Source organism: Terrabacter sp. 05T424, from assembly GCF_056396225.1.
Genome location: NZ_JBFTLB010000001.1, coordinates 595,969 through 622,380 on the forward strand (window position 1 = coordinate 595,969; position 26,412 = coordinate 622,380).

Below are 26,412 nucleotides of genomic sequence, written 5' to 3' on the forward strand. Positions count from 1 at the left end.
CCCCGGCACTGTTCCACCAGTGAGGGCGCCTGCCCTCTTCTTCTCCATGCGAACGAGGTGTTCCAGCATGAGTGCGTTGCCCACCAGCCAGCTCTTCGACCCGAGCGACCCGGTCTTCCGCGTCCACGAGGGCGGCAAGCTCGGGGTACACGCCACGTCGCAGCTGCGCGACGCAACCGACCTCTCCCTCCTCTACACGCCGGGTGTGGCCCAGGTGTCCCTGGCCATCGCGGCCGAGCCGGCTCTGGCCGCGGTGTACACCTCCCGGCGCAACACCGTCGCGGTCGTCAGCGACGGCACGGCCGTGCTCGGCCTGGGCGACGTCGGCCCGCTCGCGGCGATGCCCGTCATGGAGGGCAAGGCGGTGCTCTTCAAGCACTTCGCCGACGTCGACGCCGTGCCGGTCTGCATGCAGACCGGCACGGTGGACGAGATCGTCGACGCGGTCGCCCGCATCGCACCCACCTACGGCGGCATCAACCTCGAGGACATCTCCGCGCCCCGGTGCTTCGAGATCGAGAGCCGTCTGCAGGAGCAGCTCGACATCCCCGTCTTCCACGACGACCAGCACGGGACGGCGATCGTCGCCCTGGCGGCCCTGCTCAACGCCGTCCAGGTCGTCGAGAAGGACCTCGCCGACCTCACCGTCGTCGTGTCGGGCGCCGGCGCGGCCGGAGTCGCCGTGAGCAAGATCCTCCTGGGTGCGGGCGTGCACGACGTCGTCGTCGTCGACTCGCGGGGAGTGCTGGGTCCCGACCGCGACGACCTCGCCCCGCACAAGGAGGAGCTGCGTCAGGTGACCAACCCCCGCGGTGTCACCGGAGGCATCGGTGACGCGCTGTCCGGCGCAGACGTGCTCATCGGCGTCTCGGGAGGCACGGTGGCCGAGCGCGACCTCCTCCGGATGGCACCCCGGGCCGTCATCTTCGCGCTCGCCAACCCCGACCCCGAGGTGCACCCGGTCGTGGCGGCGCGCTTCGCCGAGGTGGTCGCCACCGGGCGGTCGGACTTCCCGAACCAGATCAACAACGTGCTGGCGTTTCCCGGCATCTTCCGTGGTGCGCTCGACTCAGGGGCCCGCCGTGTCACCGAGGAGATGAAGCTGGCCGCCGCAGGTGCGATCGCGGGCCTGGTCGAGAACCCGACGGCCGACTGCGTCGTGCCGAGCGTGTTCGACGAGCGCGTCGCCCCAGCCGTGGCGGCTGCAGTGTCGGCGCTCGTGCCCGACCGAGGTCGTCCCACGACGGCCTGACGCCGGGCGTCGATGCCGGCCGGCCACTGCCCGTCAGTGGCCGGCGCAGCCGTAGTGCTCGGACAGCCCGGCACCGCCCGCGCCCCGGCGCGGGCGGTCGTCCTCGTCCGGGTCGACGAGACCTCGTGCGGCCAGGGCCTCGCCAGTGGAACGGGCGAACGCGACCACGTGCACCACCGTCGGCACGACCACGGCCCGGGGGTTGCGGTCGAGGCCCCGGGCGCGGGCGGACTGCCGCACGCTCGAGAACGACCCGGCCACCCATGGCACCGAGCGGACCACGATGCCCAGCGTCAGCGCGACGACCTCAGGGTCGACGAGGCGACGGAACGGGCGGGCGGCGCGCGCTGTCCCCTCGAGCAGGTCGGTGACCGGCGTCGTGGCCGTGAGGATGCCCGCCGCCACAAAGGCGTTGGCGATCCCGAGGACGACGCGGACGGCATACGCCAGGTCGGTCGACCACCACTGGAACGCGAGCAGAACGACGAGCAGGGGCACGAGCCCCCGCATCGACCGTGCCAGCCGACGGGCCGGCAAGCGGGAGGAGGCGATCACGAGCACGAGCACGACCGAGACGGCGGCGAGCGGCCACGTCGACCGCGCCAGCCACGGTGACGCCCCGACGAGCAGGACCCCGGCGAGCTTGGACCACAACGGCATCCGGTGCACGAACGAGGTGCCGGGGACGTGGGCGGTGAACAGGCCGGGCGCGGTCACTGGTCGTCGACCAGCGACCGGTAGAGCTCGACGGCGGCGGCGGGCGCCCCGTCGAACACCACGCGTCCCGCATCCACCACGAGGGTGCGTTCGGCAGCCAGCGCGAGATCCAGGTCGTGGGTGGCGATCACGACCGTCTGCGGCAGGGTGTCGAGCAGCTCGCGCAGACGACGCGTGTTGCGTCGGTCGAGCAGGGTCGTCGGCTCGTCGAGCACGAGCAGCGTGGGGTCCGTGGCGAGCACGACGGCGAGGGCCATCAGCTGGCGCTCGCCGCCCGACAGGTCGTAGACGCTCTGGTCGGCGAGATGGCACAGGCCGAACCGTTCCAGCACCTCGCGCGCCGCCTGCCGGCGCTCACCGCGCGACCGGTGGCGGCGTCGCAGGGACAGCTCGACGTCCTCCCGTCCGGTCGGCATGACGAGCTGCGAGAGCGGGTCGGTGAAGGCGAAGGCGACGCGACGGCGGACCCGGGCTCCCTGACGCACGGTGTCGAGGCCGTCGACCGTGACGGTTCCCGACGTCGGCGACACGAGCCCGTTGAGGAGGCGCAGCAGGGTGGACTTGCCCGAGCCGTTGGCGCCGATGACGCTGACCCGGCGCTGGTCGAGAGCCAGGTCGACAGGGCCGAGGATCGTGCGGGTTCGGTGGCCGGGGGCGTCGTCGAGCGGCACCTGCACGGTGGCCGCGTCGAGGCGGACGGAGGCCACCGGCGGTGCCTCATCCACGGGTCGTGCCCTGCGTCACGGCGTGCTCAACGACGAGCCGCCCCGGTCATCCGGTGACGTGGCCGCACGAGGACGTCGGGGAAGGCGCGATGCACGGCCACGGCGGCCAGCACCGCGACGACGTCCTTGACGAGGTCGCCCGGCAGGAACGGCAGGTCGGCGGAGATCGCTGCGGCGAGCGGCAGCCGGAGGTTGAGCATCAGGCCGAGCACGCCGAGCACGTGCACGACGACGATGCTCGTGGCGAAGGACGCGGCGACGAGCAGTGGCATCCAGAGGGCGCGACGGGTGCGCCGGACCACGACCTGTGCGGCGAACCCGACGACGGCCGCCGCGACGACGAACGAGACGAGGTAGCCGGCCGTGGGGCCGCTGAGCACCTGCAGCCCCGACTGGCCCCGGCTGAAGACCGGCAGGCCCACGAAGCCGAGCAGCAGGTAGAGCAGCACGGCCAGGGCGCCGCGGACCGGGCCCAGGACGAGACCCGTGAGCACGACGGCGAGGGTCTGGAGGGTGATCGGCACACCGAAACCGCCGAGCGGGATGCCCGGCACGACGGCGGCGGCGACCAGCAGCGCCGTGAACACGGCCACGAGGGCCACGGACTGGGCATCGACGCCTCGCCGCGGGCTCGCTACAGCGTCGCCCGTCGGGTCGGCCGGCGCAGCGATGGAGGCGGTCACCCGGGTGTCGTCGGTCACGGCAGGACCCTACCGGGGCCCGACGGGTGCCCCGGTCACTAAGGTGCTGGAATGCTCGCTGCCTACGCCGCCAGTCAGTCCACGTCAGACCCCCTCTCCGGCCTCGTCGTCGGCGAACGGCCCGACCCCGAGGCGCGGCCGGGCTGGGTCGTCGTCGACCTCCGCGCTGCCGCCCTCAACCACCACGACGTGTGGTCGCTCAAGGGCGTCGGCCTGGCCCCGGACCGGCTGCCGATGGTGCTGGGCTGCGACGGTGCCGGCATCGACCCCGACGGCAACGAGGTCATCGTTCACGCCGTCGTCCCCTCCGAGGGCTGGCGAGGCGACGAGACGCTGGACCCACGGCGCACGCTCCTGTCGGAGCTACACGACGGCACCCTCGCCGAGAAGGTGCTCGTGCCGGCCGGCAACGTCGTCCCCAAGCCCGGGTCGATGTCGTGGCAGACTGCGGCCTGCCTCTCGACGGCCTGGCTCACGGCCTACCGGATGCTCTTCACGAACTCAGGGGTGCAGCCGGGCGGCACCGTGCTGGTGCAGGGAGCCGGTGGCGGCGTCGCCACGGCGCTCGTCCAGCTCGGTGCGGCCGCCGGCTACCGCATGTGGGTGACGTCGCGAGACGAGGCCAGGGGCGAGCGGGCGCTCGCGATCGGCGCCGACCGCGTCTTCGCCTCGGGTGAACGCCTGCCCGACCGCGTCGACGCCGTCATGGAGACCGTGGGGGCGGCGACGTGGAGCCACTCGATCAACAGCCTGCGCCCGGGTGGCACCGTCGTGATCTCGGGCGCCACCTCCGGTGACGCCCCGGCCAAGGCCGAGCTGACGAAGATCTTCTTCAAGCAGCTCCGTGTCGTCGGGTCGACGATGGGAACGCGCGAGGAGCTGGGCCAGCTCGCCCGGCTCGTCGAGCAGCGGGGCATCGAGCCCGCCGTCGACTCGGTGCTGCCGCTCGCCGACGCCCGCGACGGGTTCGCGCGGATGGTCGAGGGCGACGTCTTCGGCAAGGTCGTCTTCACCGTCGGCTGATGCCCGCACCGACGAGTGGTGCGGCATGTCACGGGGTCAGCCGGGCTGGGCCCCCGACACGTGCACCTCGACCGAGAGCCCGTCGGGTGAGGGGTGGCCGGGAGTGCCTGCCAGCCACTCGCACCACAGGGCGGTGCTCAGGCGAGACACGAGCTGCCCGAGCTCGTATGCCGTGTCGGCGCCCAGCGTCACCGTGCGCGGGCCGACGTCGGCCGTGGCAGACGGCACGCCGTGCAGCGCCACGCGCACGGCCCGACCCACGGCGTCGATCCGCGTGTCGGTGCCCGTCGGCGCGATGCCCACCGCCGTGGCGTCGGCACTGCCGGGTTCGACGCCGAGGGCCGCGCGCACCGCCTCGACCCGGCCGTAGCCGAACCAGTCGCCGGGACCCGTGCGCACGAGGTCGCGCCCGCGCGGGTGAGACCCGAGCGGCTCCGGCACCAGGACCCCCGGCAGACCCCGGAGCAGCGCCGCAGGCACCGCCGACACCTTGCCCTTGGCGAGGTCGGCCGCGGCCGCGATCTCGTCGGCCAGGGCCCGTGCCGTCACCTCGAGCGGCTTGCCGTCGGCGTCGGTGCCACCTCGGAGGTCGTCGAGCACCACCAGCCCGTGGGCGCCCAGGGCGAAGTCGACCTGCCCGACCCGCCAGGGGCGGCCGGCCGTGTCGCTGAGGACGATGCCCACGCGTACGCCATGCCTCTCGAGGAGGCCCTCGTGCAGCCGCTCGCAGACCGCGTCGGGATCGTGGGGGAGCAACAGCCAGCCACCCCGAGCGCCCGTGTTGGACCCGTCGACGCCGGCCGCCGCCATGATCGGGCCCGCCTTGGCCCGCACGATGCGGGTGACGCGGTCGCCGACGGCTCGTTCCGCGACGACGTACTCGGTCTCACCGTGCACGACGCGGTCCTTGTCGGGGTCGTGGGTGACGAGGCCGAGCGCTTTGCTCGCGATCTTGCTCGACACGACGAGCACGTCGCCGTCGGCGAGCGAGACACGCGCATGGTCGAGGCCCACCTGGAGCACGTCGACGAGGTCGTCGCCCTCGCGCACCTCGGGTATGCCGGTGAGCGGGGTGATCGTGATCGGACCGCTCACGCGTCGGCCCGCTCCGCGCGCAGACGCATCGCGAGGTCGAGCGCCGCGCCCGCCATGTCGGCGGCCGCGTCGACCGAGCTCATCAGCAGCGGGCGCCGCAGCACCTGCAGCCCGCGCCTCTCGGGCATCGGGTCGTCCTCGTCGACGAGCCAGCCGTCGAGGAAGTCGGAGTAGAGCCCGGCCACCCCGGCGCTCGTCTCGTCGACGCCGATGGCGCGCAGGCACACGTCCGCGTGCCCGCGCACCGGGCGCCCGCCCACGAGCGGAGAGACGCCGACGACCGGGGCCCGGGTGCCTCGCAGGGCGTCGCGCACCCCCGGAACCCCGAGGATGATCCCGATGGAGACGACGGGGTTGCTGGGCGGCAGGATCACCACGTCGGCCTCGCGGATGGCCTCCAGCACGCCGGGTGCGGGTGTCGCACGGTCGAGACCGGCGACGACGAACCGTTCGGCCGGCAGCTCGGCCCGGTGCCGCACCCACCACTCCTGGAAGTGGATCGCGCGCTGCTCGTCGTCGCCCTCGGGGCCGTCGGCACCGTCGGCGCGGACGACGACGTGGGTCTCGACGGGAGTGTCGGTCATGGGCAGCAGCGTGACCCCGAGCTCGCCCAGGCCCCAGCGCGCCGAGAGCCGCTCGGTGACGGCGCTCAGCGGCATACCTCGGCCCAGCAGCTGCGAGCGGTAGACGTGGGTGGCGAAGTCCTTGTCGCCCAGGGTGAACCACTGGGGCTCGGCCCCCAGCGCGGCCAGCTCACCCGCGAGGCTGTGCGTCTCGTCGGCTCGGCCCCAGCCCTGCCCCTCGTGGATGCCGCCGCCCAGCGTGTAGAGCAGCGTGTCGATGTCGGGGCACACCCGCAGGCCGAAGAGGGTGATGTCGTCGCCGGTGTTGCCGATGACCGTCAGCTCGAGCGGGTCGAGCCGATCGGCCTGACCGGCCTGATCGGAGTCGGGGCCCAGTGGGTAGGACCGTCGGGCGTGGTGGAGCAGGCCCCGGAGGAACCGGGCGCCGCCGACTCCTCCGGCCAGGGCGGTGATGCGCATGCATCGATCCTCTCAGCAGGCCCTCCCCGTCAGGTCGTGCGGGGTGACCACGGACATTTCCGGCAGCAAATATCACTAACGGGCTTGACGTGGGGCGTATGACACGCATGTAATTTCATTGTTGTATTCGTTGGCTCCGGAGTTCCTGGGAGGAAAGGGTCAGTTCCCCCATTCCTGCCGAAAACCGCTGGTGGCGGGTACAGCATGTGCTGACACAAAGTGCAGTCAGGGTCGAGGAGGGGTCATGCACGAGCTGATGGTGGTTTGGTCGGAGACGGGCGAGCAGGAGGGTGAGCTCTCCTGGCAGGAGCGCTCGCTCTGCGCCCAGACCGACCCGGAGGCGTTCTTCCCGGAGAAGGGCGGCTCCACGCGCGAGGCCAAGAAGGTCTGCGTGGGTTGCGAGGTGCGTTCGGAGTGCCTCGAGTACGCCCTGTCCAATGACGAGCGATTCGGCATCTGGGGTGGGCTGTCCGAGCGGGAGCGCCGCAAGCTGAAGAAGCGCGCGGTCTGATCGTGAGGTACGAGCCCGGCACCGAGCCGTTCGCGCTGGTGTCCGGGTGAAGGTAGCCGCTGTGCCCGACGAGCTCACCACCGACCGAAGCACCCCCGCAGGCGCGGGGAGTGTGTCGTCCGTGTCGCTGTCTGCCCCTCCCTCCACCGGGCAGCGACCGAACGCGACGGTTGATGCGATCGTCGTCGTGCACAACGGGGCTGCGTGGCTGGCGCAGTGTCTCGACGGCCTTGCCGGTCAGACACTGCCGCCAGCGCGGCTCGTGATCGTCGACGTCGCGAGCACCGACACCTCGAGAGCCATCGCCACGGCCCACCAGGGCGTGCGGGCGAGGATCCGCTCGGTCGAGGTGCTCCCGCTCGACTCTCGAGTGCCGATCGGCCGCGCCATCGAGCGCGGCATCGCCCGACTGCCCGTCGGCGACGACGCGTCGTCGAGCTGGGTCTGGGTGCTGCACGACGACACCGTTCCCCGCGCGAATGCCCTCGCACAGCTGCTCCAGGCCGGGCTCGGCTCGAAGTCCGTCGGAGTGGCAGGCCCCAAGATCGTCAGCTGGGAGGACCCCCGGCGACTCGTCGAGATGGGCATCCAGATCACCCGCACCGGGCGGCGCCTCGCGTCTCCCGCTCGCGGCGAGGCCGACCAGGGCCAGTACGACCACCGCGCCGACGTGCTCGCGGTGAGCACGAGCGGCATGCTCGTGCGGCGCTCCGCGTTCGACGACCTCGGCGGGTTCGACCCCGCGTTCGTCGAGCACGGCGCCGACCTCGACTTCGGCTGGCGCGCCCAGCTCGCCGGCCACCGCGTCGTCGTCGTGCCCGCAGCCGTCGTGCGCGACGCCTCCGCCGGTCTCGACGGCGACCGTCCGGGCGGGGCCCGGCCCAGGGAGCTCGAGCGTCGCGGCCGCCGCGCGGCCCGCCAGGTCACGCTTGCCCGCTGCTCGCCGTTCGCGGCACCCTTCCTCGCGCTCTGGATGGCTCTGTCGGCCCTCGTCGCCTCGCTCACCCTGCTGGTGGCGAAGCAACCGAGGCAGGCCTGGCGTGAGCTGACCGACGTCTCGGCCCTGCTCCACCCCTTCGCCACGCTGGCCGCGCGCTGGCGCGGGCGCCGCACCAAGCGACTGCGCCGTGACCACCTCGGCACACTGTTCGTGCCGCCCGGCGTGGCCGCCCGCACGACGGTCGACCACATCCAGGACGCCATCACCCCCGAGCGCGCACGGGCCCGCCGCGAGGCGGCCGCCACCACCGAGACCGGTCCCGTGGCCGACGAGTCCGAGTCGCTCGACCACCTTCCCGCCTCGCTTCCGCGCCGCATCGTGAGCCATCCCGGGTTCCTCGCCGTCGCGGCCGTGCTCGTCACCACGGTGGTGGCCTGGCGCGACGCGATCCGCACCGGGGCCCTCTCGCCGACCAACACGGGAGTCGCCGGTGGTGAGCTCCGGCCGGTCACGACCGGTGCCGCGGGCCTGTGGCACGCCTTCCGCGACGCCTGGCACGGTGCCGGCCTCGGCACCGGGGCCGACTCGGGCCCGCACCTGGCCGTCCTGTCGCTGCTGACCTGGCTCGCCGAGCGGGTGCCCGGTGTCGCCGAGAGCAGGTCGAGCGCCGGGGTGACCATCGCGTGGCTCCTCTTCCTCGCTCCCGTGCTCGCGGCGTGGTCCGCCTACCTCGCCGCTCGCGTCGTCACGCCAGCCCGGGCTGCCCGCGGGCTCGGCGCCCTCGCCTGGGGCACGGCCGGTGTCGCGGCCGCCGGCATCTCGCAGGGCCGCGTCAGCATCGCCGTGGTGCACGTGCTCCTGCCCTTCGTGCTCGCCGGCTTCGCCCTGGCGGCCCGCCGCGACGGCACGTTCACGGCCACCTTCGCCACGGCGCTCGCTACCGCGGTGCTCGGCGCCTTCGCGCCCCCGTTGCTCGGCCTGTCCGCCGTGGCCGCTCTGGTGCTGCTGGTCCTCGGGCCAGGCCTGCGACGGGCCCGCGCGCTCGTGCTCCTCCTTGTCCCGGCCGCCCTGCTGGGCCCCTGGGCCGCTCGCTTCGTCGAGGACTGGCGACTGCTGCTGTCGGGGCCCGGCCTCGTCTCGACCACCGGCGACCAAGGTCCCTGGGGGGTCCTGGCCCTGGTGCTCGGAGAGCCCGGCAGTGCCGGCGCCGCCGTCTGGCTCGGGGCGCCGCTCGTGGTCCTGGGCCTGCTCGGCTTCGGCGTCCGCGGTCGCAGCCGAGCCGAGTCTGTCGGTCTGGGGGCCGGTTCGCTCGTGGGCCTGCTCGGCCTGGCCGGGGCCCTCGCCTCCCAGCGAGTCGTGCTCGGCTCGGCCGAGACCGGGGTGGGCGAGTCGGGTCCGGCCCACCTGTGGGCAGGCCTAGGGGTCCAGCTGTGGCTGGCCGGGCTGCTCGTCGGCCTGCTGGCCGGGAGCCGCCCGGTTCTCGCCTCCCTCCGGCGCCCCGGCCGCCGGTGGGGTTTCGCGGCCTCCGTCGCGGCGGCTGCCCTCGCTGTCCTTCCGGTCGCCGCCGCCGCCGGCCTGCAGGCCTACGACGGCCTCGGGCGCACGCTGTCCGTCGGCCAGGCGACCCTGCCGGCCGTGGCMGTCGACCAGGGCAGCGGCCCGCTCGGCAACCGGCTGCTCGTGCTCCGGCCGTCCGACGAGGTCGTCGACTTCGTGCTGGCCGGGCAGGAGCCGGGTGAGGTCCTTCGCGATCTCGACCGGGCCCCCGACGCCGACGACGCACCACTCGTCGACGCGGTTGCGAACATCGTGGGTGGCCGCGGGGCCAACTCACTCGACTCCACCACCCTGGCCCGACTGGGCATCGGCTTCGTGCAGGTCGGAGCGACGAGCGACTCGCCCCTGACGCGACGTCTCGACGCATCGGCGGGGCTCAGCCGGCTGGGAGCGAGCGAGCGGGGCATCCTCTGGAAGGTCCAGCCGCTCCGCGGAAACGACGGAACCTCGGTGGCCACAGCGCCGTCCCGGGCGCGGCTCGTCGACGCCGACGGCACCCTGCTCCAGGTCGTGCCCACCACGGGTCCGCACGCCGCCGTCGAGACCACGATTCCGGCGGGCTCGGGCCGACGGCTGCTCGTGCTGGCCGAGCCGTCCGAGTGGTCGGCACAGGCCGTCGTGACCTTCGACGGCCGTCGCCTCGACCCGCTGCCGGGAACGGTCCAGCCCACGTATGCCGTCCCCCCGACCTCCGGTGACCTGGTCGTCGACCTCGCCGCGGCCCAGCCCTGGTGGCGCCTGGGTCAGGCCCTACTCGTCGGTCTCGTGGTCTTCCTTGCCCTGCCCTTCGGCAACCGCCGTTCGAGGAGGCGCTCATGAGCAACACGGCCGGCATCGTCCGGGTCGCCTCGGTCACGGTCGTCGCCGCCGCGCTGGCGGTCGGCGCCACCCGCATCGGCGGCTCGGTGGGTCTCGCGACCGCCGGCGAACGTGCCGGCCTGCCCGAGTCCTCCAGCGTGCTCGTCGACCAGGCCTCCCTCGTGTGCCCCGGCCAGCAGCGTCTCGGGGCTGTCGGGCTGCGTGACGTCGCCGGCACGGTCTCGGTGGCCGCTGCCGCGCCGGAGGCCGGTGCGGTGGCCGGGACGCCCGCTGGAGGCAGCGGCTCCGTCCGGCTGTCGCGCGGCACGTCGTCGACGGGCCTCGCGCAGACCTCTTCGGCGGGCAGCCTTGCCACGGCTGACGTCTCGACGCCCGAGGTGGTCATCGCCGCGGCGGGCGGCGCCCTCGCACCCGGACTCGTCGCCACCCAGGTCTGGCGCCACTCGGGCGATGACGACAGGGGCCTCACGGTGACGCCCTGCCAGCTGCCCTCGTCGGACGTCTGGCTGGTGGGTGGCGGTGCGGGTCCGTCCCGCACCGAGCGCGTCATCGTCAGCAACCCTGGCGCGAATGCCGTGTCCGTGTCGATCGACGTGCTGGGCCGTTCGGGTCGCGTCGAGGGAGCCGCCGACCGCAGCGTCGCCATCCCACCCCTGTCCAGGCAGGTCCTCTCGATCGACGCCGTCGCGCCCGACGAGGTCAGCCCGGTCGTGCACGTCGTCGCCACCGGAGGAGTCGTGTCAGCGGTTCTCGACGACCAGTGGATCTCCGGAGCCACCGGTCGCGGCATCGACGACTCCATCCGGGCGGCCGCCCCCGGCACCGACCTCGTCGTTCCGGGCATCGACGCTGCCGACCACGTCTGGCTGCGGCTGGCCAACCCCGGTGACACCGAGGCACTCGCCCAGGTGCGTCTGCTCGGCGCGAAGGGGGTCGAGCAGCCCGCTGGACTCCGCGCGGTCCGCGTGCCGGCGGGGTCGACCGTCGACGTGCCCGTGGTGGCGTCGTCGGCGTCKGGTCTGGGCATCCGCTCCGACCAGCCACTGGTGGCCGCCGCCTGGGCCGAGCGCCGAGGCAAGACCGGCGACCAGATGGGCGACTTCGCGTGGACACCCGCGACGCCCCCCGTCCGAGGTGTCGCCGGAGTGCTCTTGCCGGGACTCGACGGAGCCACGAAACGCCTTCTGCTCACGGCAGGTTCGGCCCCGAGCACCGTCTCGGTGCGCCTGGGTGGAAGTGGTGCCTCGAAGGTGTCGACCGTGATGGTCGCGCCCGACTCGACTGCCGTGGTCGACGCCGGCGACGTCACTGCCGTGTGGGTCGCGCCGGTCAGCGGGACCGTGCGGGCGGCTGTGTCGGTGGCCGGCCAGGACGCCGGGGTGCCGTACTACTCGGTGGCACCGCTCGTCGACGCCCCGGTGCGGGCGTTGTCGGTGCCCGTTCGCCAGGTCCGCAACTGACCCACCGATCAACTGGTCGCCGAGGTCAACGGGCGCCGCTCACCGGGAGTGCGACTTCAGCAGCGCCGGGCTCGTGCGGTCGGCTGCGTTACTCGCCGAAACCGGGGTCGAGCTCTTCGGGGGAGACCCCGAGGAGCCCGGCGACCTGCTCGGTGACGATGTCGGCGACGAGCGCGGCGACATCGCGCCGGTCGCTCACCCTGGTCTCGACGGGGCGGCGGTAGACGACGATGCGTGCAGGGCGGGCGCTGGTCGCCGGGTAGAGCCGCCCGAGCGGCACCTCGCGGTGGTCCCAGGGCGCCGGACCGCGTGGGACGTCCTCCACCGCGAACTCCACGGCCGGGAAGGCACGACCGCAGGTCGCCTCCAGCCGCGCCGCCGCGTCGAGCACGAAGTCGTCGAACTCGTCGCGCCGCGACGTCATGGCCGGCACCGGAGGCCACGCCAGCGGCCCCCTCTGGCCGCGTCCGTGCCGGTCGCGCCGGCGGCGTCGCGCGGGCGTACGGGGCGAGACGGTGTCCACGCCTCCACTCTAGATCGGGGGCGACCGACGGCACGTCCGGAGCAGCTCGGACGGCGTGGTGATTCGTCCTCGGCGTGGGCGCGGGCTAGAGTCCCGGATCGTGGGTCTGACACGTGGTTGCTCGAAGACGGGATGCGCTCGCCCGGCCGTCGCGACCCTGACCTACGCCTACGCCGACCGGGCCGTCGTGGTCGGTCCGCTCGCGACCTACGCCGAGCCACACACGTACGACCTGTGCCTCGAGCACGCCGAGCGCATGACCGCTCCCCGAGGCTGGGAGGTCGTCCGCGTGGGCGGCGAGTTCCCCGAGCCCGTGCTCGCGGCCGACGACCTGCTCGCCCTCGCCGACGCGGTGCGCGAGGCCGGCCGTCCGCGCACCCCGCGCGGCAGTGATGCCCGCACCACGTCCCGGGGGCAGGCCGACGCCGAGGCCGGCCCGGGCGCCGTCGAGTCCGGCCGTCGAGGGCACCTGCGCATCCTCAGGGACTCCTGACCACTAGGGTGTTCGGCGTGCCTCGCCTCGCAGACTTCGTCAAGGCCTACGACGTACGCGGAACCGTGCCCGACCAGCTGTCACCGGCAGTCGCACAGGCGCTCGGAGCCGCTTTCGCTGAGGTGGTCGCCGTGCCCGACGGGTCCGCCGGCATCGTCATCGGCCACGACATGCGGCCGAGCTCGCCCGAGCTGTCGGCAGCCTTCGCGGCCGGGGTGACCTCGCGCGGCGTCGACGTGACGATGATCGGTCTCTGCTCGACCGACGGCCTCTACTACGCGAGCGGCGCCCTCGACCTGCCCGGCGCGATGTTCACCGCGAGCCACAACCCGGCGCAGTACAACGGCATCAAGCTCTGTCGCTCGGCGGCGCGCCCTGTCGGTCAGGACTCCGGCCTCGCCGAGATCCGCGACCTCGCCCAGTGGATGCTCGACGGCGGCTCGGGACTGGCGCAGCCGGTGGGCGGTCCCGGCGCGGTGATCACGCGAGACCTGCTCGGCGACTACGCGGCCTTCCTCCGGGGCCTGGTCGACCTCTCCGGCTCGCGGCCCCTCAAGGTCGTCGTCGACGCCGGCAACGGGATGGGCGGTCACACCGTGCCTGCCGTGCTGGGCACGAGCGCCGGACTGCCCGAGCTGCCCCTCGAGGTCGTCCCCCTCTACTTCGAGCTCGACGGCACCTTCCCGAACCACGAGGCCAACCCGCTCGACCCTGCCAATCTCGTCGACCTGCAGGCGGCTGTGCGTGAGCACGGCGCCGACCTCGGCCTGGCCTTCGACGGTGACGCCGACCGCTGCTTCGTCGTCGACGCCGACGGGGAGCCCGTCTCGCCGAGCGCGGTCACGGGGCTCGTGGCGGTGCGCGAGATCGCTCGGGCCCGCGCCGCCGGCGACACCGACGTGGCGATCGTGCACAACGTCATCTCGAGCGCTGCGGTGCGCGAGGTGGTGCTCGAGGCCGACGCGACTCCGGTGCGAACGCGTGTGGGTCACTCCTTCATCAAGGCCGAGATGGCCCGGGCCGGAGCGGTGTTCGGTGGCGAGCACTCCGCGCACTACTACTTCCGCGACTTCTGGTTCGCCGACACCGGGATGCTGGCCGCCCTCCACGTGCTGTCGGCCCTGGGCGAGCAGCAAGACCCTCTCTCGGCCATCTGTGCCGAGTTCGAGCGCTACGTCGCGTCGGGCGAGATCAACTCCACGGTCACCGACCAGGCCGCCGTCGTCGAGCAGGTGCGGGCGTGGGCGCACGTGCGCGGCGCCGGCACCGACGAGCTCGACGGCCTCACGGTGACCAGCCCCGAGGGGGAGGCGCCGACGTGGTGGTTCAACGTGCGTGCCTCCAACACCGAGCCGCTGCTGCGTCTCAACGTCGAGGCTGCCGACCGTGAGACGATGCAGGGCGTGCGTGACGAGCTGCTCGCCCTGATCCGTTCGGACGCCACCGGGAACGACCGGGCCGCGTCCACCACCCCCACGACCAACAGCTTCACCACCAGCTCCACCACCAGCTCCACCAGCCAGGACGCAGGAGACGCTTCGTGAGCCAGAGCCACCAGACCATCGAGCCGTGGCTGCGCGGGATCATCCGCTGCCCGCAGTGCAAGGGCGAGGTGACCGACGTGGCCGCCGCCTCCGGTGGCACCGACGTCGCCGAGCTTCGCTGCGATGCCTGCCACCTCGCCTATCCCGTCGAGGGCGGCGTGCCCGTCCTCCTCGTCGACCTCGCCCGCCGCACCGACGGCTGAGTCCGGTGGGCGCGGTGTTCGACGAAGCCCGCCTCGACGACGAGGGCGCACTGACCGCGCTCGACCGCAGCGAGACGCTGCGCGCGTTGGCCGGGTCCGGTGCACAGGTGAGGCGCACCATGGCTGCCGCCGGCGAGGCCGGCCTCGACCGGCTGCGTGACATCGAGCCGCGCGGAGTCGTCATCGCGGCCGCCGGGGGTTCCGTCGCCGTCGCCGACCTCTTCGAAGCCGTCTCGCACGGGGCCGCAGCCCTGCCCGTCCAGAGCTGCTCGTCCGGGTCGCTGCCCGGCTGGGTCGGTGCGCTCGACGTCGTCATCGCGGTGTCGCAGTCCGGCAGTGCCGCAGGCACCCTGGCCCTCGCGGCCGAGGCCGCCCGGCGCGGAGCCTTCCTCGTGACCGTCGGCGCTGACGCCTCACCGCTCGCCGACGTCAGCGCGAGGGCGCACGGCGTCCACGTCCCGATCCCGGTCGTCGGATCGTCGTCCCGCACGTCGATGTGGGCGCAGGCCACCCCGGCACTTCTGGCAGCCGACGCGATGGGGATCGCGTCGTGCAGTGCCGAGACGCTGAGCGAGCTCGCCGACGTGCTCGACCGCGTCGCCACGGACGCCCGGCCCGGGTCCGAGTCGTTCGTCAACCCGGCCAAGGTGCTGGCGACCGAGCTCTCCGAGTCGACGCCGATCGTGCTCGGTGAAGGGCCCTTCGGCGACGTGACGGCGCGGCGCGCCGCCTCGATGTTCGGACGCACCGGCAGGGTGCCGGTCGCCCACGGCTGCCTGCCCGACGCGGCCAGCCAGATCGTGGCCTGCTTCGACGGCCCCCTCGCGCCCGGCCAGTCCGGCGGAGGTGGCACCGACGACATCTTCGCCGACCCCTTCCTCGACGGACCGACCCGGCCCCCGCTGCGCCTGATCATGCTGCGCGACACGTCGGGCGGTGACGGCCCGCGGCTCGCGGACACGGTGGTCTCGGTGGCGGAGGACGCCGGCGTACGCGTGTCGCTGCTCGACGCCGACGCCCCCGACCCCCTCCTGCGCCTGGCGCACCACGTCGCCCTCACCGACTTCGCCGCCACCTACCTCGCGCTCGGCTTCGGCTTCGACCCGGCCACGTCACCGCACGTACGCCTGCTGCGGGGAGCCCGAGGCGCCTGACGGGCAGCACGACCCCGGAACGTATCCTGCCCCGGTGACCCAGCACTTCGACCTGGCCATCATCGGCAGCGGCTCCGGCAACTCCCTCGTGACGCCCGACTTCGACGACAAGCGGGTGGCCGTCATCGAGGGCGGCACCTTCGGCGGCACCTGCCTCAACGTCGGCTGCATCCCCACGAAGATGTTCGTCTACGCGGCCGAGGTGGCCACGACCGTGCGCGAGGCCGCCCGCTACGGCGTCGACGCGACACTCGACGGAGTGCGCTGGGCCGACGTGCGTGACCGGATCTTCGGACGCATCGACCCGATCTCCGAGGGCGGCCGCCGCTACCGGCAGGAGGGGCCGTACACCACGGCCTTCCTCGGTCACGCGACCTTCACGGGCGACCGCACGCTCACGGTCGAGCTGTCCGACGGACGCCGGGAGACGATTACTGCCGACCAGGTCGTCGTCGCGGCGGGCGCCCACCCGCTCGTGCCCGACGTCGTCGCCGAGTCTGGCCTCGACCTCGGGACCCTCGTCCACACGTCCGACACGATCATGCGCATCGACGAGCTGCCGCGGCGACTAGCCATCATCGGTGGTGGCTTCATCGCCGCCGAGATGGCGCACGTCTTCGCCTCCTTCGGGGTGCACGTGACGATCGTGGCGCGCGGCTCCCAGCTGCTGCGCCACCTCGACACCGACATCTCCCAGCGCTTCACCGAACTCGCTCGAGAGCAGTGGGACGTGCGCACCACGACGAACGTCGTGGCCGTCGGACGCGGTGACGGTGGAGCGGGGGTGCGGTTGCACCTCGACAGCTCCGCGGTCGTCGACGCCGACCTGCTGCTCGTCGCCACCGGGCGCCAACCCAACACCGCCGGGCTCGGCGCCGAAGCCGGCGGCCTCACCGTCCTCGACGACGGACGCATCGACGTCGACGCGTACGGCCGCACGAGCGCGCCCGGCGTGTGGGCCCTCGGCGACGTCAGCTCGCCGTTCCAGCTCAAGCACGTCGCCAACGCCGAGGCGAGGGTCATCGCCCACAACCTCGTCCACCCCGACGACCCCCAGCGGCTCCCGCACGACCACGTCCCGTCCGGAATCTTCAGCCACCCGCAGATCGCCACGGTCGGGCTCACGGAGCAGGAGTGCGTCGAGCAGGGCCGCACACACGTCACCTACGTGCAGGCGTACGGCGACACGGCATACGGCTGGGCCATGGAGGACCGTTCGAGCGTGTGCAAGCTCGTCGCCGACCCGACCACCGGCTGCCTGCTCGGCGCACACCTGATGGGCCCGCACGCGACGTCGCTGATCCAGCCCATCATCCAGGCGCTCGCACTCGGAACACCCGTCGACGACCTCGCCCGCGGCCAGTACTGGATCCACCCGGCGCTCGCCGAGGTCGTGGAGAACGCCCTGCTCGGCCTCCGGCTCGACAGGACGGCCTGAGCACGTTCCCAGCCGTTTCCCAGACCACCCTAGGATGACGCCATGGCAGGCGGACTCGTAGCCCTACTCGACGACATCGCGGCACTGGTCAAGCTCGCAGCGGCGTCGGTCGACGACGTGGGGGCGGCCGCGGCGAAGGCCAGCGTCAAGGCCACCGGTGTCGTCGTCGACGACACCGCGGTCACGCCCCGCTACGTCCAGGGACTGGCGCCCGAGCGCGAGCTGCCGATCATCAAGAAGATCGCGCTCGGCTCGCTGCGCAACAAGCTGCTCATCATCCTCCCGGTGATCATGCTGCTCAGCCAGTTCCTGCCGTGGCTGCTCACGCCGATCCTCATGGTCGGTGGCGCCTACCTCGCCTACGAGGGCGCCGAGAAGGTGTGGGAGCTCGTCTCGGGCCACCACGAGGAGGAGGCCGAGGCGGGTGAGGTCGACGAGTCGGCCGTCGTCGCGGGCGCCATCCGCACCGACTTCATCCTGTCGGCCGAGATCATGGTCATCGCGCTCAACGAGGTCGACACCGAGCCGTTCCTGTCGCGCCTGATCATCCTCGTCATCGTCGCGCTGCTGATCACCGCGCTCGTCTACGGCGTCGTCGGGCTCATCGTCAAGATGGACGATGTCGGCCTCCACCTCGCCGAGCGCGACTCGGGCGGCTCGCAGCGCATCGGTCGCGGGCTCGTCAAGGGCATGCCGAAGCTGCTGTCGGTGCTGTCCACGGTCGGCATCGCGGCCATGCTCTGGGTCGGTGGGCACATCCTGCTCGTCGGTGTCGACGAGCTCGGCTGGCACCCGCTCCACGACTTCGTGCACCACCTCGAGGAGGGCGTCGCCGGGGTCGCCGGTATCGGCGGCGTCCTGGCCTGGCTCGTCAACACGCTCGCCTCGGCCTTCATCGGCCTCGTCGTGGGTGCGGTCGTCGTCGCGTTGCTGCACGTGGCGCCCCGGCGCAAGAAGGCCGACGAGACGGCCTCGGCCCACTGACCCGAGCGTCAGCAGGGTTCGACAGCATTCGAGTCGACGCGACGTCGCCGCTAGACTCGTGGACTGCCGGCGTGGGTGATGACCCGCCAGATGAGCCCAGAGGGGCGCGCCGGGTCAGCAGACCGACCATCAAAGGAAACGATCACTCATGTCCTTCGACTACAAGGTTGCCGACCTGGGCCTCGCCGAGGCCGGCCGACACCAGCTCCGCCTCGCCGAGCACGAGATGCCCGGCCTCATGGCCATCCGTGAGGAGTACGCCGCCGCCCAGCCCCTCAAGGGCGCGCGCATCGCCGGCTCGCTGCACATGACCGTCCAGACGGCCGTCCTCATCGAGACGCTCACCGCGCTCGGCGCCGAGGTCCGCTGGGCCTCGTGCAACATCTACTCGACGCAGGACGAGGCCGCGGCCGCGGTCGTCGTCGGGCCGAAGGGCTCGGCGGACGACCTGCAGGGCGTCCCCGTCTTCGCCTGGAAGGGCGAGACGCTTCCCGAGTACTGGTGGTGCACCGACCAGATCCTCACCTGGCCCGGCGGTGAGGGCCCGAACATGATCCTCGACGACGGTGGCGACGCCACGATGCTCGTCCACAAGGGCCTCGAGTGGGAGAAGGCCGGGCAGGTGCCCGCTACCACCGAGGACGACTCCGAGGAGTTCGGCGTCTTCAAGGAGCTCGTACGCCAGACGATGGCCACCGACCCGCAGAAGTGGACCACGGTCGCCGGCGGCATCAAGGGCGTCACCGAGGAGACCACGACCGGCGTCCACCGCCTCTACCAGCTGGCCGAGGCCGGCGAGCTGCTCTTCCCGGCCATCAACGTCAACGACGCCGTGACCAAGAGCAAGTTCGACAACACCTACGGCTGCCGTCACTCGCTCATCGACGGGCTGAACCGCGCGACCGATGTCCTCATCGGTGGCAAGGTCGCCGTCGTGGCCGGCTACGGCGACGTGGGCAAGGGCTGCGCCGAGTCGCTCCGCGGCCAGGGCGCGCGCGTCATCGTCACCGAGATCGACCCCATCTGCGCACTGCAGGCGGCGATGGAGGGCTTCCAGGTCGCCCGACTCGACGACGTCGTCGACAGCGCCGACATCTTCATCACGACGACCGGCTGCTACGACGTCATCACGGCCGACCACATGACGAAGATGAAGAACAAGGCGATCGTCGCCAACATCGGCCACTTCGACAACGAGATCGACATGGCCGGCCTCGGCCGGGTCCCCGGCATCCAGAAGACCGAGATCAAACCTCAGGTCCACGAGTGGACGTTCACCTCGGGCAGCTCGATCATCGTCCTCTCCGAGGGCCGCCTGATGAACCTCGGCAACGCCACCGGCCACCCGAGCTTCGTCATGAGCAACTCGTTCTCGAACCAGACGATCGCCCAGATCGAGCTCTTCACCAAGCCCGGCGAGTACGCCAAGCAGGTCTACACCCTGCCGAAGCACCTCGACGAGAAGGTCGCGCGCCTGCACCTCGACGCCCTCGGCGTCCGGCTCACCGAGCTGACCAAGGGCCAGGCCGAGTACCTCGGCGTCGACGTCGCCGGCCCGTACAAGCCGGAGCACTACCGCTACTGAGCCGACCCGGACGGGCTGAGCCCGCCCCCCCGAGAACGTATGCCGTCCCCCTCGCGAGGGGGACGGCATACGTCCGTCTCGGGTGACCTCAGCCCGACGCGGCAGAGGACCGGAGCAGCAGGTAGGTCGAGCCGCGGGCGGCCACCGTCCAGTGGGCCTGGCGGACGAGGGCCTCGGCAACGGGCAGGTCCGACGGGACGAGGGCCCAGCGGCAACCGGTCCGCTGGAGGTAGGCGTCCCAGCCCGGTGCCGCGTTCTGGAAGGTCATGTAGGCCTCGACGTGCTTCACGGCGTAGATCTCGGTCCGCCCGTCGATGGCGGGACGCACGTTCGGGTGCTTCCAGATGAGCCAGCCGCCGCTGCCGTAGTCGTTGCACAGCACGGTGCCGGCGGGCAGAGCGGCGATCGGGCGGTCCAGGTCGTTGGGACCCCACGCGGGCTGGGCGCCACGCGACGGTGCCAGCAGGCCGGCGACCGCGAGGGCCGCCGCCGACAGCCCGAGCGTCAGGGCGACCTCGCGTCGGGCGATCGGCTCGCGGGGGAGCCGGACGACGCGCGCGATCGCCATGGCGGCCATCGGCGCGATGATGGCGCCGCCGACGGCGATCGTGCGCACGTAGAGCAGGGCGAAGCCGATGGCGAGGCCCACGAGCAGGATCTCGGTCCAGGGAGTGCGCCGCCTCTCCCGGGACCAGATCAGCAGGGTGAGCGCCGCCACGACGAGAAAGGCGATGAAGGCAGCATCTGTCAGAGAGGGGGATCGCCACTCGGTCACGAACTTCGCGTACTCGCGCACGGTGAACGGCGCCACGAGCAGCTCAGGGCCGACGGGTGTGAGTGCGGCGACGGCGAGCGACGCGAGAGGCACGAGGGCCAGTCGCAGCCAAGCCCGGCCGCGCACCGTCCCGTCGAGGAAGAAGCCGACCAGGGCGACGAGCCCGATCGCGACACCGACGAACCACATGCCGTGGCTGCAGGCCCAGACCCACGTGAGCGGCACGAGCCACCAGCGCGGCCTGAGGTCGCGACGCGTCGCCAGCCACGCGCCCGTGGTGACCGCGGCGAGGGCGAACGACACGAGGTGGGGGCGAAGCGAGAGGCTGCCGCTCAGGGCCACGGTCGCGACGACGAGAACGATCGTGGCGACGAGCAAGGGCGCCTGCCGGCGGACGACCACCCAGAAGCACAGGACGACCGCCGCAGCGCCTGCGGGGAGCAGCCACGAGACCCCGGCGAGGCCGAAGGTCTGCTGGGCCCAGCTCATGACCAGCTCGGGGAGCCACTCGTGCAGTCGCCAGGGCTGCGTCGACATCGTGCTCCACGGGTCGGGACCGCTGAACGTCCACGTCTCGCGCAGGCGGTCTCCGGCCGCGATGTGCCAGAAGGTGTCGGGGTCGTCGACGGGCTTCACCATGCGCAGCACGGTGAAGAAGACGACGAGACCCGGGAGGAGCTGGCGCAGCAGCAGGGGGAGCACGGACCGACGGCCGGTCTCCGGAGTGGAGTCGCCGACGACAACGGCCGGAACGGTGGTCGGCTCGGTCCTCGCGGCCGCGTCCGTCGCGTCCGTCGCGTCCGTCGCCTCGGTCGTGTCGGTCGCGGCGGTCGTCGGGGCGAGTTCCCTCATGTCGCTCGTCACCGCCCGATCATCCCCGCTCGCACGCGTGATCGGGGCGTTTTGGGTGGATTGGTGCGGCGTCGGGGCGACCTCGACGGCGGGCCGTTCCGATGCCCGCGTGGGAGGATTGCCAGACTCACCGACCACCTGGATCGCAGGGACCCTCCATGAACAAGCTCCTCCCCGGTGCGCTCGCACTGGCGCTGTCCGTCACGCTCGCCGGCTGCTCGAAGTCGCCCGACCAGGGGGCTGCCCCCGCCTCCCCGATCGGTTCCTCGACCGGTTCCTCGTCGACCGCGACCACGCCCACCGACTCGATGTCGACCGGCACGGCAGACGACTCGAGCACGGCGACCGCCTCCGCGACCCGGCCCCCCATCGACCAGTCCACGCCGGAGGCGGCGATGACCTCGTGGCTCGGGTCCATGGTGGCCGGCGACGGCACCGCCGTGTGCTCGCTCATGGCAGCGGGCGGCAAGGCCATCACGAGCATCCCGGGTGCCGCGGCCGCCTGCGGCTCGTCGATCACGCCGATGCTCGACCAGATCAAGGAGCTGGGCGCGGCCTTCCAGGGCCTGCAGATCAACGGGGCCACGATCAACGGCAACAGCGCCAGCTTCGAGAGCGTCACCACCGAGCCTGCGCTCGCCGCCGACGTCGTCTCGACCTTCAAGGCGGTCAAGATCGCCGGGAAGTGGTACATCACGCAGGGCTGAGCCGTGGGGTGAACCAGCAGTGACGCAGCCGGGCGCGCACCAGATTGCGCCGGGCCGTCGCCGTGCGTGTGTGATGATTTGGTCAGGACATACGGGGCCGTGGTCCACGGACCCGGGAAGGAGTGTGTCGTGAAGGGACGCGTTCTGGTCGTCGACGACGACCTCGCGCTCGCCGAGATGCTCGGGATCGTGCTGCGCAACGAGGGGCTCGAGGTCACCCACGTGGCCGACGGCTCCGAGGCCGTGGGCGCCTTCCGCGAGTCGCGGGCCGACCTCGTGCTCCTCGACGTCATGCTCCCGGGGCTCGACGGCATGGAGGTGTGCCGGCGCATCCGCGCCGAGAGCGGCGTACCCATCGTCATGCTCACGGCCCGCACCGACACCGTCGACGTCGTCGTGGGTCTCGAGTCCGGGGCCGACGACTATGTCGTCAAGCCCTTCAAGCCGCAGGAGCTCATCGCACGCGTACGCGCTCGCCTGCGTCGCGGTGACGAGCCGGCTCCCGAGAAGCTGTCGATCGGCGACCTCGACATCGACGTTGCCGGCCACTCCGTGAAGCGTGACGGCCAGGCGCTGTCGCTGACGCCGCTCGAGTTCGACCTGCTCGTCGCACTGGCGCGCAAGCCCTGGCAGGTGTTCACCCGTGAAGTGCTGCTCGAGCAGGTGTGGGGCTACCGCCATGCCGGCGACACACGCCTGGTCAACGTGCACGTCCAGAGGCTGCGCTCCAAGATCGAGCACGACCCCGAGCGCCCCGAGATCGTCGTGACCGTCCGCGGCGTCGGATACAAGGCCGGTCCCTCCTGAGATGAGTGAGGGGCAGGCCACCAGCGGACTCGCAGGCCTGGCCTCGCGGGCCGGTTCGACGCTGCGCGGTTGGTGGCAGCGAATCCTGCACCTCTGGCGGGCGTCCCTCGGCTTCCGCGTCGTCGTCGTGACGATGCTGCTGGGCATCCTCGTCCTCACCGCGGTCGGCACCTACCTCTACGGCTCCATCGCGCAGAACCTCGTCGACAGCCGCCAGCGCATCGCGGCGGAGGACAGCCTGCGTGACGCGCAGGACGCCCAGGACAAGTTCGACTCGACCGACCAGACCGACACCGAGGCGAAGCTGACGCAGTTCGCGACGACCCTGGTCAACTCCTACCGGCGCGACGCCGGCAACGAGACCCGTTACGTCGTGTTGACCCGCTCCGACGACAACACGTCGCCCTTCAACGTCAGGTCGATCGAGAGCGGCAGCGTCGGCCTGCGCTTCATCCCCGACGAGCTGCGCCGGCAGGTCGCGTCGCACACCGACCGCCAGCACCTGCAGGTCGCGACCATCAACGAGGGCAACGACAGCATCTCGGCCGTCATCGTCGGCCAGACGGTCGTGCTTCCCGTCGCCGGCAACTACGGCCTCTACTTCATCTACCCGATGGACCGCGAGCGCGAGATCATCAGCTCGATCGGCAACACCTTCCTCGTCGGGGGATTCGCCCTCATCGTGCTGATCGGGGCGATCGCGTTCGTCGTCACGCGCCTCGTGGCCGACCCGGTCCGACGCGCCGCCGCCGTGGCCGAGCGGTTCGCCGAGGGCAACCTCAACGAGCGCATGCGGGCCAAGGGCGAGGACGACCTCGCGCGCCTCGGCACCTCGTTCAACGGCATGGCCGCCTCTATCCAGCAGCAGATCGCCCAGCTGGAGAACCTCTCGCGCGTCCAGCAGCGGTTCGTCTCCGACGTCTCCCACGAGCTGCGCACCCCGCTGACGACCATCCGCATGGCCGGCGACCTCATCCACGACTCGCGCGGCGACTTCGAGCCGACCGTGGCCCGTTCGGCCGAGCTGCTGCGCGGCGAGCTCGACCGCTTCGAGTCCCTGCTGAGCGACCTGCTCGAGATCTCCCGCTTCGACGCCGGTGCCGCGGTGCTCGAGGTCGAGGCGAGCGACCTGCGAGCGTGTGTCGAGCGGGCCGTCGACGCCCACCGCACCCTCGCCGCTCGCAAGGGCACCCGGCTCGTGGTCAACACCCCGGCCGCACCCGTCATCGCTGACATGGACTCGCGCCGCATCGAGCGCATCCTGCGCAACCTCGTCTCCAACGCCATCGAGCACGGTGAGTCCAAGCCTGTGGAGGTGACGATAGGCTTCAACGACACTGCCGTCGCCGTGACCGTCCGTGACCACGGGGTGGGCCTGCGACCCGGCGAGGCGGCACTCGTCTTCACCCGCTTCTGGCGGGCCGACCCGGCTCGGGCCCGCACGACCGGCGGCACGGGCCTGGGCCTTGCCATCGCGCTGGAGGATGCCCGCCTGCACGCCGGCCGGCTCGAGGCGTGGGGTGCACGCGGCGAGGGCTCCTGCTTCCGGCTCACCCTGCCGCGCATGGCCGACGCGACGATCACGAGCTCGCCCCTGCCACTGAGCCCGCTCGCGGCCGAGGCAGCCCGTGCCGCCCGGGCGACGGCCTCCGACGGGGCCGACGACGACACGCTCCGCCTGAGACGCATCACCGTGGAGCGCTCCCCGTGAGACGCCGCCTGCTGGTCGCCCTGATCGTGGCGGCCGCCAGCCTCCTCGCGGGGTGTGGCGGTCTGCCGACCACGGGCCCGGTGATCGAGGGAAGGGTGCTCGGCGACGTCGTCAACGAGCCGGTGCGCGTGGTCGCGGTCGGCCCCGCCGCGGGCGCCAGCCAGGAAGCCGTCGTGCGCGGCTTCCTCCGGGCGGGAGAGGACGCCGACGAGACCCACGCCACGGGCAAGAGCTTCCTGGCGCCCCAGTCGGTCGACCTGTGGCGCTGGTCCAACGCCGACGTGATCGTCTACGACGGCGACCTCGCCCTGCGGCAGGTCGACGAGGACTCCGTCGAGGTCACGGCCGAGGTGCTGGCCCGGCTGACCCCCGACGGCCGCTACGTCGAGCAGCCGCCCGGGGTGCGCGAGCGACTCGTGCTCGGTCTGGCCAAGGTCGGAGGCGAGTGGCGGATCGAGCTGCCCACCAGCGGCTTCGGGCTGTGGCTCGACAATGACCAGTTCAACCGCCTCTTCGCCAACCGCTTCATCTACTACGTGAGCCCGACCGGGCGCACCCTGGTCCCCGACTCCCGCTGGTTCCCGAACGGGCCGCGTCTCGCCACCACTCTGGCGCGGGCCCAGCTGAGCACGCTGCCGCCGCACCTGGCCGGCGCCGTCACCACCGGGGTCCCGGCCGGCACGAGCCTCGCCGTCAACGCCGTGCCCGTGTCCAACGGGCGGGCGCAGGTCAACCTGAGCAGCCAAGCCCTCTCGGCCGACCCCGCGGCACGGGCTGCGATGTGGGCGCAGCTGACCAAGACACTGAGCCAGGTCGCGACGGTGGGCTCGGTCTCCCTGTCGGTCGACAACACACCGCTCGAGCTGCCCGGGGGGGTCACCTCGGTGGGCTCGCCGAGCGAGCTCGGCTACGAAGTCGCGTCGCAGGCCCCGCTCGACACGGCGCTGCTGCGACGAGGTGACACGATCCGGCGCTTCGACCCGCGGTACGTCCCTGACACCCAGGCGGCGAAGCGTCCGGACCTCAAGCCCAAGGACGGCGACCTCCGGCGCATCCCCGACACATGGCGCAACCTCGCGCTGTCCGCCGACGGCCGACAGGTGGCCGCCGTGTCGGGTGACCGCAACGACCTCTCGATCTGGCGGTCGACCGACCCGACACGGGCGGTGCCACCCTTCGCGACGGCGTTGATCCGCCCGGTGTACGACCAGCCGGGCTACCTCTGGATCGCAGGAGTGGACGACTCGGGCGCCGACCGTGTCTACGTGCTCGACGCGGTGTCGAGCGACCCGAAGGCGACGCCGAAGGCAATCGCCACGCCCTGGCTCAAGGACCGACGGATCACCTCGCTGTCAATGTCGGCCGACGGCACGCGCCTGCTGCTCGTCACGACCGACCGCAACGGCATCGACGAGCAGGTCGGGCTCAGCGGTGTCGTCCGGGCGTCGAACGGCGAGCCGCAGTCACTGATCGCGCCGTTGCGGCAGGCCCAGTCCCTCACCCGCATCCAGGACGTGACCTGGCTGGACCCGACCAGCTATGCGCTCCTCGGACAGGTCAAGTCGGGCGACCCGATGCGGCCCTGGCTCGCCACGATCGGATCCGGTGTCGACGGCACTCGCCGGGAGGTCGGGCGCCTCAACGCCGTCCCCGGCGCTGTGACCATCACGTCGGTCGGGGGGCCTCGCGGCATCATCATCGTCACGAGCGACAACCGAGTGCTCGCGCGAGCGGGGTCCAACTGGCCGCCGATCGAGCAGGGCAGCGACGTGCTCGTTCCCGGCGGCTGAGCC

At 72.3% G+C, this 26,412-nt stretch carries 23 protein-coding genes; 16 read left to right on the plus strand and 7 right to left on the minus strand.

Annotated features, from left to right (window positions below; translation table 11 throughout):
* Positions 1-67: 67 nt before the first annotated feature.
* On the plus strand, positions 68-1,252 hold the full coding sequence (locus tag AC1DE0_RS02785) for an NAD(P)-dependent malic enzyme (protein ID WP_478096873.1): 1,185 nt from the start codon (positions 68-70) through the stop codon (positions 1,250-1,252).
* A 33-nt stretch (positions 1,253-1,285) separates the two neighbouring features.
* Here the strand turns inward: AC1DE0_RS02785 and AC1DE0_RS02790 are convergent, their stop codons facing one another.
* From AC1DE0_RS02790 to AC1DE0_RS02800, 3 genes are read right to left on the minus strand one after another with little or no spacing between them, the layout of a single operon-like run.
* Positions 1,286-1,969 (minus strand): CbiQ family ECF transporter T component, encoded by a 684-nt coding sequence (locus AC1DE0_RS02790; protein ID WP_478096875.1) that lies wholly within the window; start codon positions 1,967-1,969, stop codon positions 1,286-1,288.
* Positions 1,966-2,676, minus strand: a complete 711-nt coding sequence (locus AC1DE0_RS02795; RefSeq protein ID WP_478096877.1) for an energy-coupling factor ABC transporter ATP-binding protein — start codon at positions 2,674-2,676, stop codon at positions 1,966-1,968. Before AC1DE0_RS02795 ends, AC1DE0_RS02790 begins: the two co-directional genes overlap by 4 nt.
* A 44-nt stretch (positions 2,677-2,720) precedes the next feature.
* A complete protein-coding gene (locus AC1DE0_RS02800) occupies positions 2,721-3,395 on the minus strand; it encodes a biotin transporter BioY (RefSeq protein ID WP_478096879.1) in 675 nt (224 codons plus the stop codon).
* 51 nt (positions 3,396-3,446) lie between these two features.
* Between AC1DE0_RS02800 and AC1DE0_RS02805 the strand changes: the two genes are divergently transcribed.
* A complete protein-coding gene (locus AC1DE0_RS02805) occupies positions 3,447-4,418 on the plus strand; it encodes a zinc-binding dehydrogenase (RefSeq protein ID WP_478096881.1) in 972 nt (323 codons plus the stop codon).
* Between the two features lie 36 nt (positions 4,419-4,454).
* Here AC1DE0_RS02805 and AC1DE0_RS02810 read toward each other — a convergent pair whose 3' ends face one another.
* Complete coding sequence (locus AC1DE0_RS02810) at positions 4,455-5,513, minus strand: coenzyme F420-0:L-glutamate ligase (protein ID WP_478096883.1); 1,059 nt, start codon at positions 5,511-5,513, stop codon at positions 4,455-4,457.
* On the minus strand, positions 5,510-6,556 hold the full coding sequence (cofD, locus tag AC1DE0_RS02815) for a 2-phospho-L-lactate transferase (protein ID WP_478096885.1): 1,047 nt from the start codon (positions 6,554-6,556) through the stop codon (positions 5,510-5,512). The genes AC1DE0_RS02810 and cofD overlap by 4 nt, the downstream gene beginning before the upstream one ends.
* Before the next feature lie 244 nt (positions 6,557-6,800).
* On the opposite strand from cofD, the gene AC1DE0_RS02820 reads away from it, so the two are divergent.
* From AC1DE0_RS02820 to AC1DE0_RS02830, 3 genes are all read left to right on the plus strand, one after another.
* Complete coding sequence (locus tag AC1DE0_RS02820; protein WP_442291882.1) at positions 6,801-7,067, plus strand: WhiB family transcriptional regulator; 267 nt, start codon at positions 6,801-6,803, stop codon at positions 7,065-7,067.
* A 121-nt stretch (positions 7,068-7,188) separates the two neighbouring features.
* The gene (locus AC1DE0_RS02825) at positions 7,189-10,383 is read left to right on the plus strand and encodes a glycosyltransferase family 2 protein (RefSeq protein WP_478096888.1); all 3,195 of its coding nucleotides are present in this window, start codon (positions 7,189-7,191) and stop codon (positions 10,381-10,383) included.
* Positions 10,380-11,843: a DUF5719 family protein gene (locus AC1DE0_RS02830; protein ID WP_478096890.1), complete on the plus strand. Its 1,464-nt coding sequence runs from the start codon at positions 10,380-10,382 to the stop codon at positions 11,841-11,843. The genes AC1DE0_RS02825 and AC1DE0_RS02830 overlap by 4 nt, the downstream gene beginning before the upstream one ends.
* Before the next feature lie 88 nt (positions 11,844-11,931).
* Here AC1DE0_RS02830 and AC1DE0_RS02835 read toward each other — a convergent pair whose 3' ends face one another.
* Positions 11,932-12,366, minus strand: a complete 435-nt coding sequence (locus AC1DE0_RS02835; RefSeq protein ID WP_478096892.1) for a metallopeptidase family protein — start codon at positions 12,364-12,366, stop codon at positions 11,932-11,934.
* Between the two features lie 100 nt (positions 12,367-12,466).
* Here AC1DE0_RS02835 and AC1DE0_RS02840 point away from each other — a divergent pair, with 100 nt between their 5' ends.
* From AC1DE0_RS02840 to ahcY, 7 genes are all read left to right on the plus strand, one after another.
* Positions 12,467-12,859, plus strand: coding sequence for a DUF3499 domain-containing protein (locus AC1DE0_RS02840; RefSeq protein WP_478096894.1), 393 nt, complete (start codon positions 12,467-12,469; stop codon positions 12,857-12,859).
* Positions 12,860-12,867: 8 nt separating this feature from the next.
* Positions 12,868-14,403: a phosphomannomutase/phosphoglucomutase gene (locus tag AC1DE0_RS02845; protein WP_478096897.1), complete on the plus strand. Its 1,536-nt coding sequence runs from the start codon at positions 12,868-12,870 to the stop codon at positions 14,401-14,403.
* Positions 14,400-14,606 carry a Trm112 family protein gene (locus AC1DE0_RS02850; RefSeq protein ID WP_478096900.1) on the plus strand — a complete coding sequence of 69 codons (207 nt, stop codon included), beginning with the start codon at positions 14,400-14,402 and terminating at the stop codon, positions 14,604-14,606. The genes AC1DE0_RS02845 and AC1DE0_RS02850 overlap by 4 nt, the downstream gene beginning before the upstream one ends.
* Before the next feature lie 14 nt (positions 14,607-14,620).
* A complete protein-coding gene (locus AC1DE0_RS02855; protein WP_478096902.1) occupies positions 14,621-15,760 on the plus strand; it encodes an SIS domain-containing protein in 1,140 nt (379 codons plus the stop codon).
* A 34-nt stretch (positions 15,761-15,794) separates the two neighbouring features.
* Positions 15,795-17,198, plus strand: a complete 1,404-nt coding sequence (locus tag AC1DE0_RS02860) for a mycothione reductase (protein WP_478096904.1) — start codon at positions 15,795-15,797, stop codon at positions 17,196-17,198.
* A gap of 42 nt (positions 17,199-17,240) precedes the next feature.
* Positions 17,241-18,182 (plus strand): DUF808 domain-containing protein, encoded by a 942-nt coding sequence (locus AC1DE0_RS02865; RefSeq protein WP_478096906.1) that lies wholly within the window; start codon positions 17,241-17,243, stop codon positions 18,180-18,182.
* Between the two features lie 148 nt (positions 18,183-18,330).
* Positions 18,331-19,767, plus strand: coding sequence for an adenosylhomocysteinase (gene ahcY, locus AC1DE0_RS02870; protein WP_478096908.1), 1,437 nt, complete (start codon positions 18,331-18,333; stop codon positions 19,765-19,767).
* A gap of 88 nt (positions 19,768-19,855) precedes the next feature.
* Here the strand turns inward: ahcY and AC1DE0_RS02875 are convergent, their stop codons facing one another.
* Complete coding sequence (locus AC1DE0_RS02875) at positions 19,856-21,394, minus strand: hypothetical protein (RefSeq protein ID WP_478096910.1); 1,539 nt, start codon at positions 21,392-21,394, stop codon at positions 19,856-19,858.
* 158 nt (positions 21,395-21,552) lie between these two features.
* Between AC1DE0_RS02875 and AC1DE0_RS02880 the strand changes: the two genes are divergently transcribed.
* The 4 genes from AC1DE0_RS02880 (at position 21,553) to AC1DE0_RS02895 (ending at position 26,409) form a co-directional block, all read left to right on the plus strand.
* A complete protein-coding gene (locus tag AC1DE0_RS02880) occupies positions 21,553-22,101 on the plus strand; it encodes a hypothetical protein (protein ID WP_478096912.1) in 549 nt (182 codons plus the stop codon).
* 129 nt (positions 22,102-22,230) lie between these two features.
* On the plus strand, positions 22,231-22,908 hold the full coding sequence (gene mtrA, locus AC1DE0_RS02885; protein WP_478096914.1) for an MtrAB system response regulator MtrA: 678 nt from the start codon (positions 22,231-22,233) through the stop codon (positions 22,906-22,908).
* A gap of 1 nt (position 22,909) precedes the next feature.
* Complete coding sequence (gene mtrB / locus AC1DE0_RS02890) at positions 22,910-24,619, plus strand: MtrAB system histidine kinase MtrB (protein ID WP_478096916.1); 1,710 nt, start codon at positions 22,910-22,912, stop codon at positions 24,617-24,619.
* Positions 24,616-26,409 (plus strand): LpqB family beta-propeller domain-containing protein, encoded by a 1,794-nt coding sequence (locus tag AC1DE0_RS02895; protein ID WP_478096918.1) that lies wholly within the window; start codon positions 24,616-24,618, stop codon positions 26,407-26,409. The genes mtrB and AC1DE0_RS02895 overlap by 4 nt, the downstream gene beginning before the upstream one ends.
* Positions 26,410-26,412: the final 3 nt, after the last annotated feature.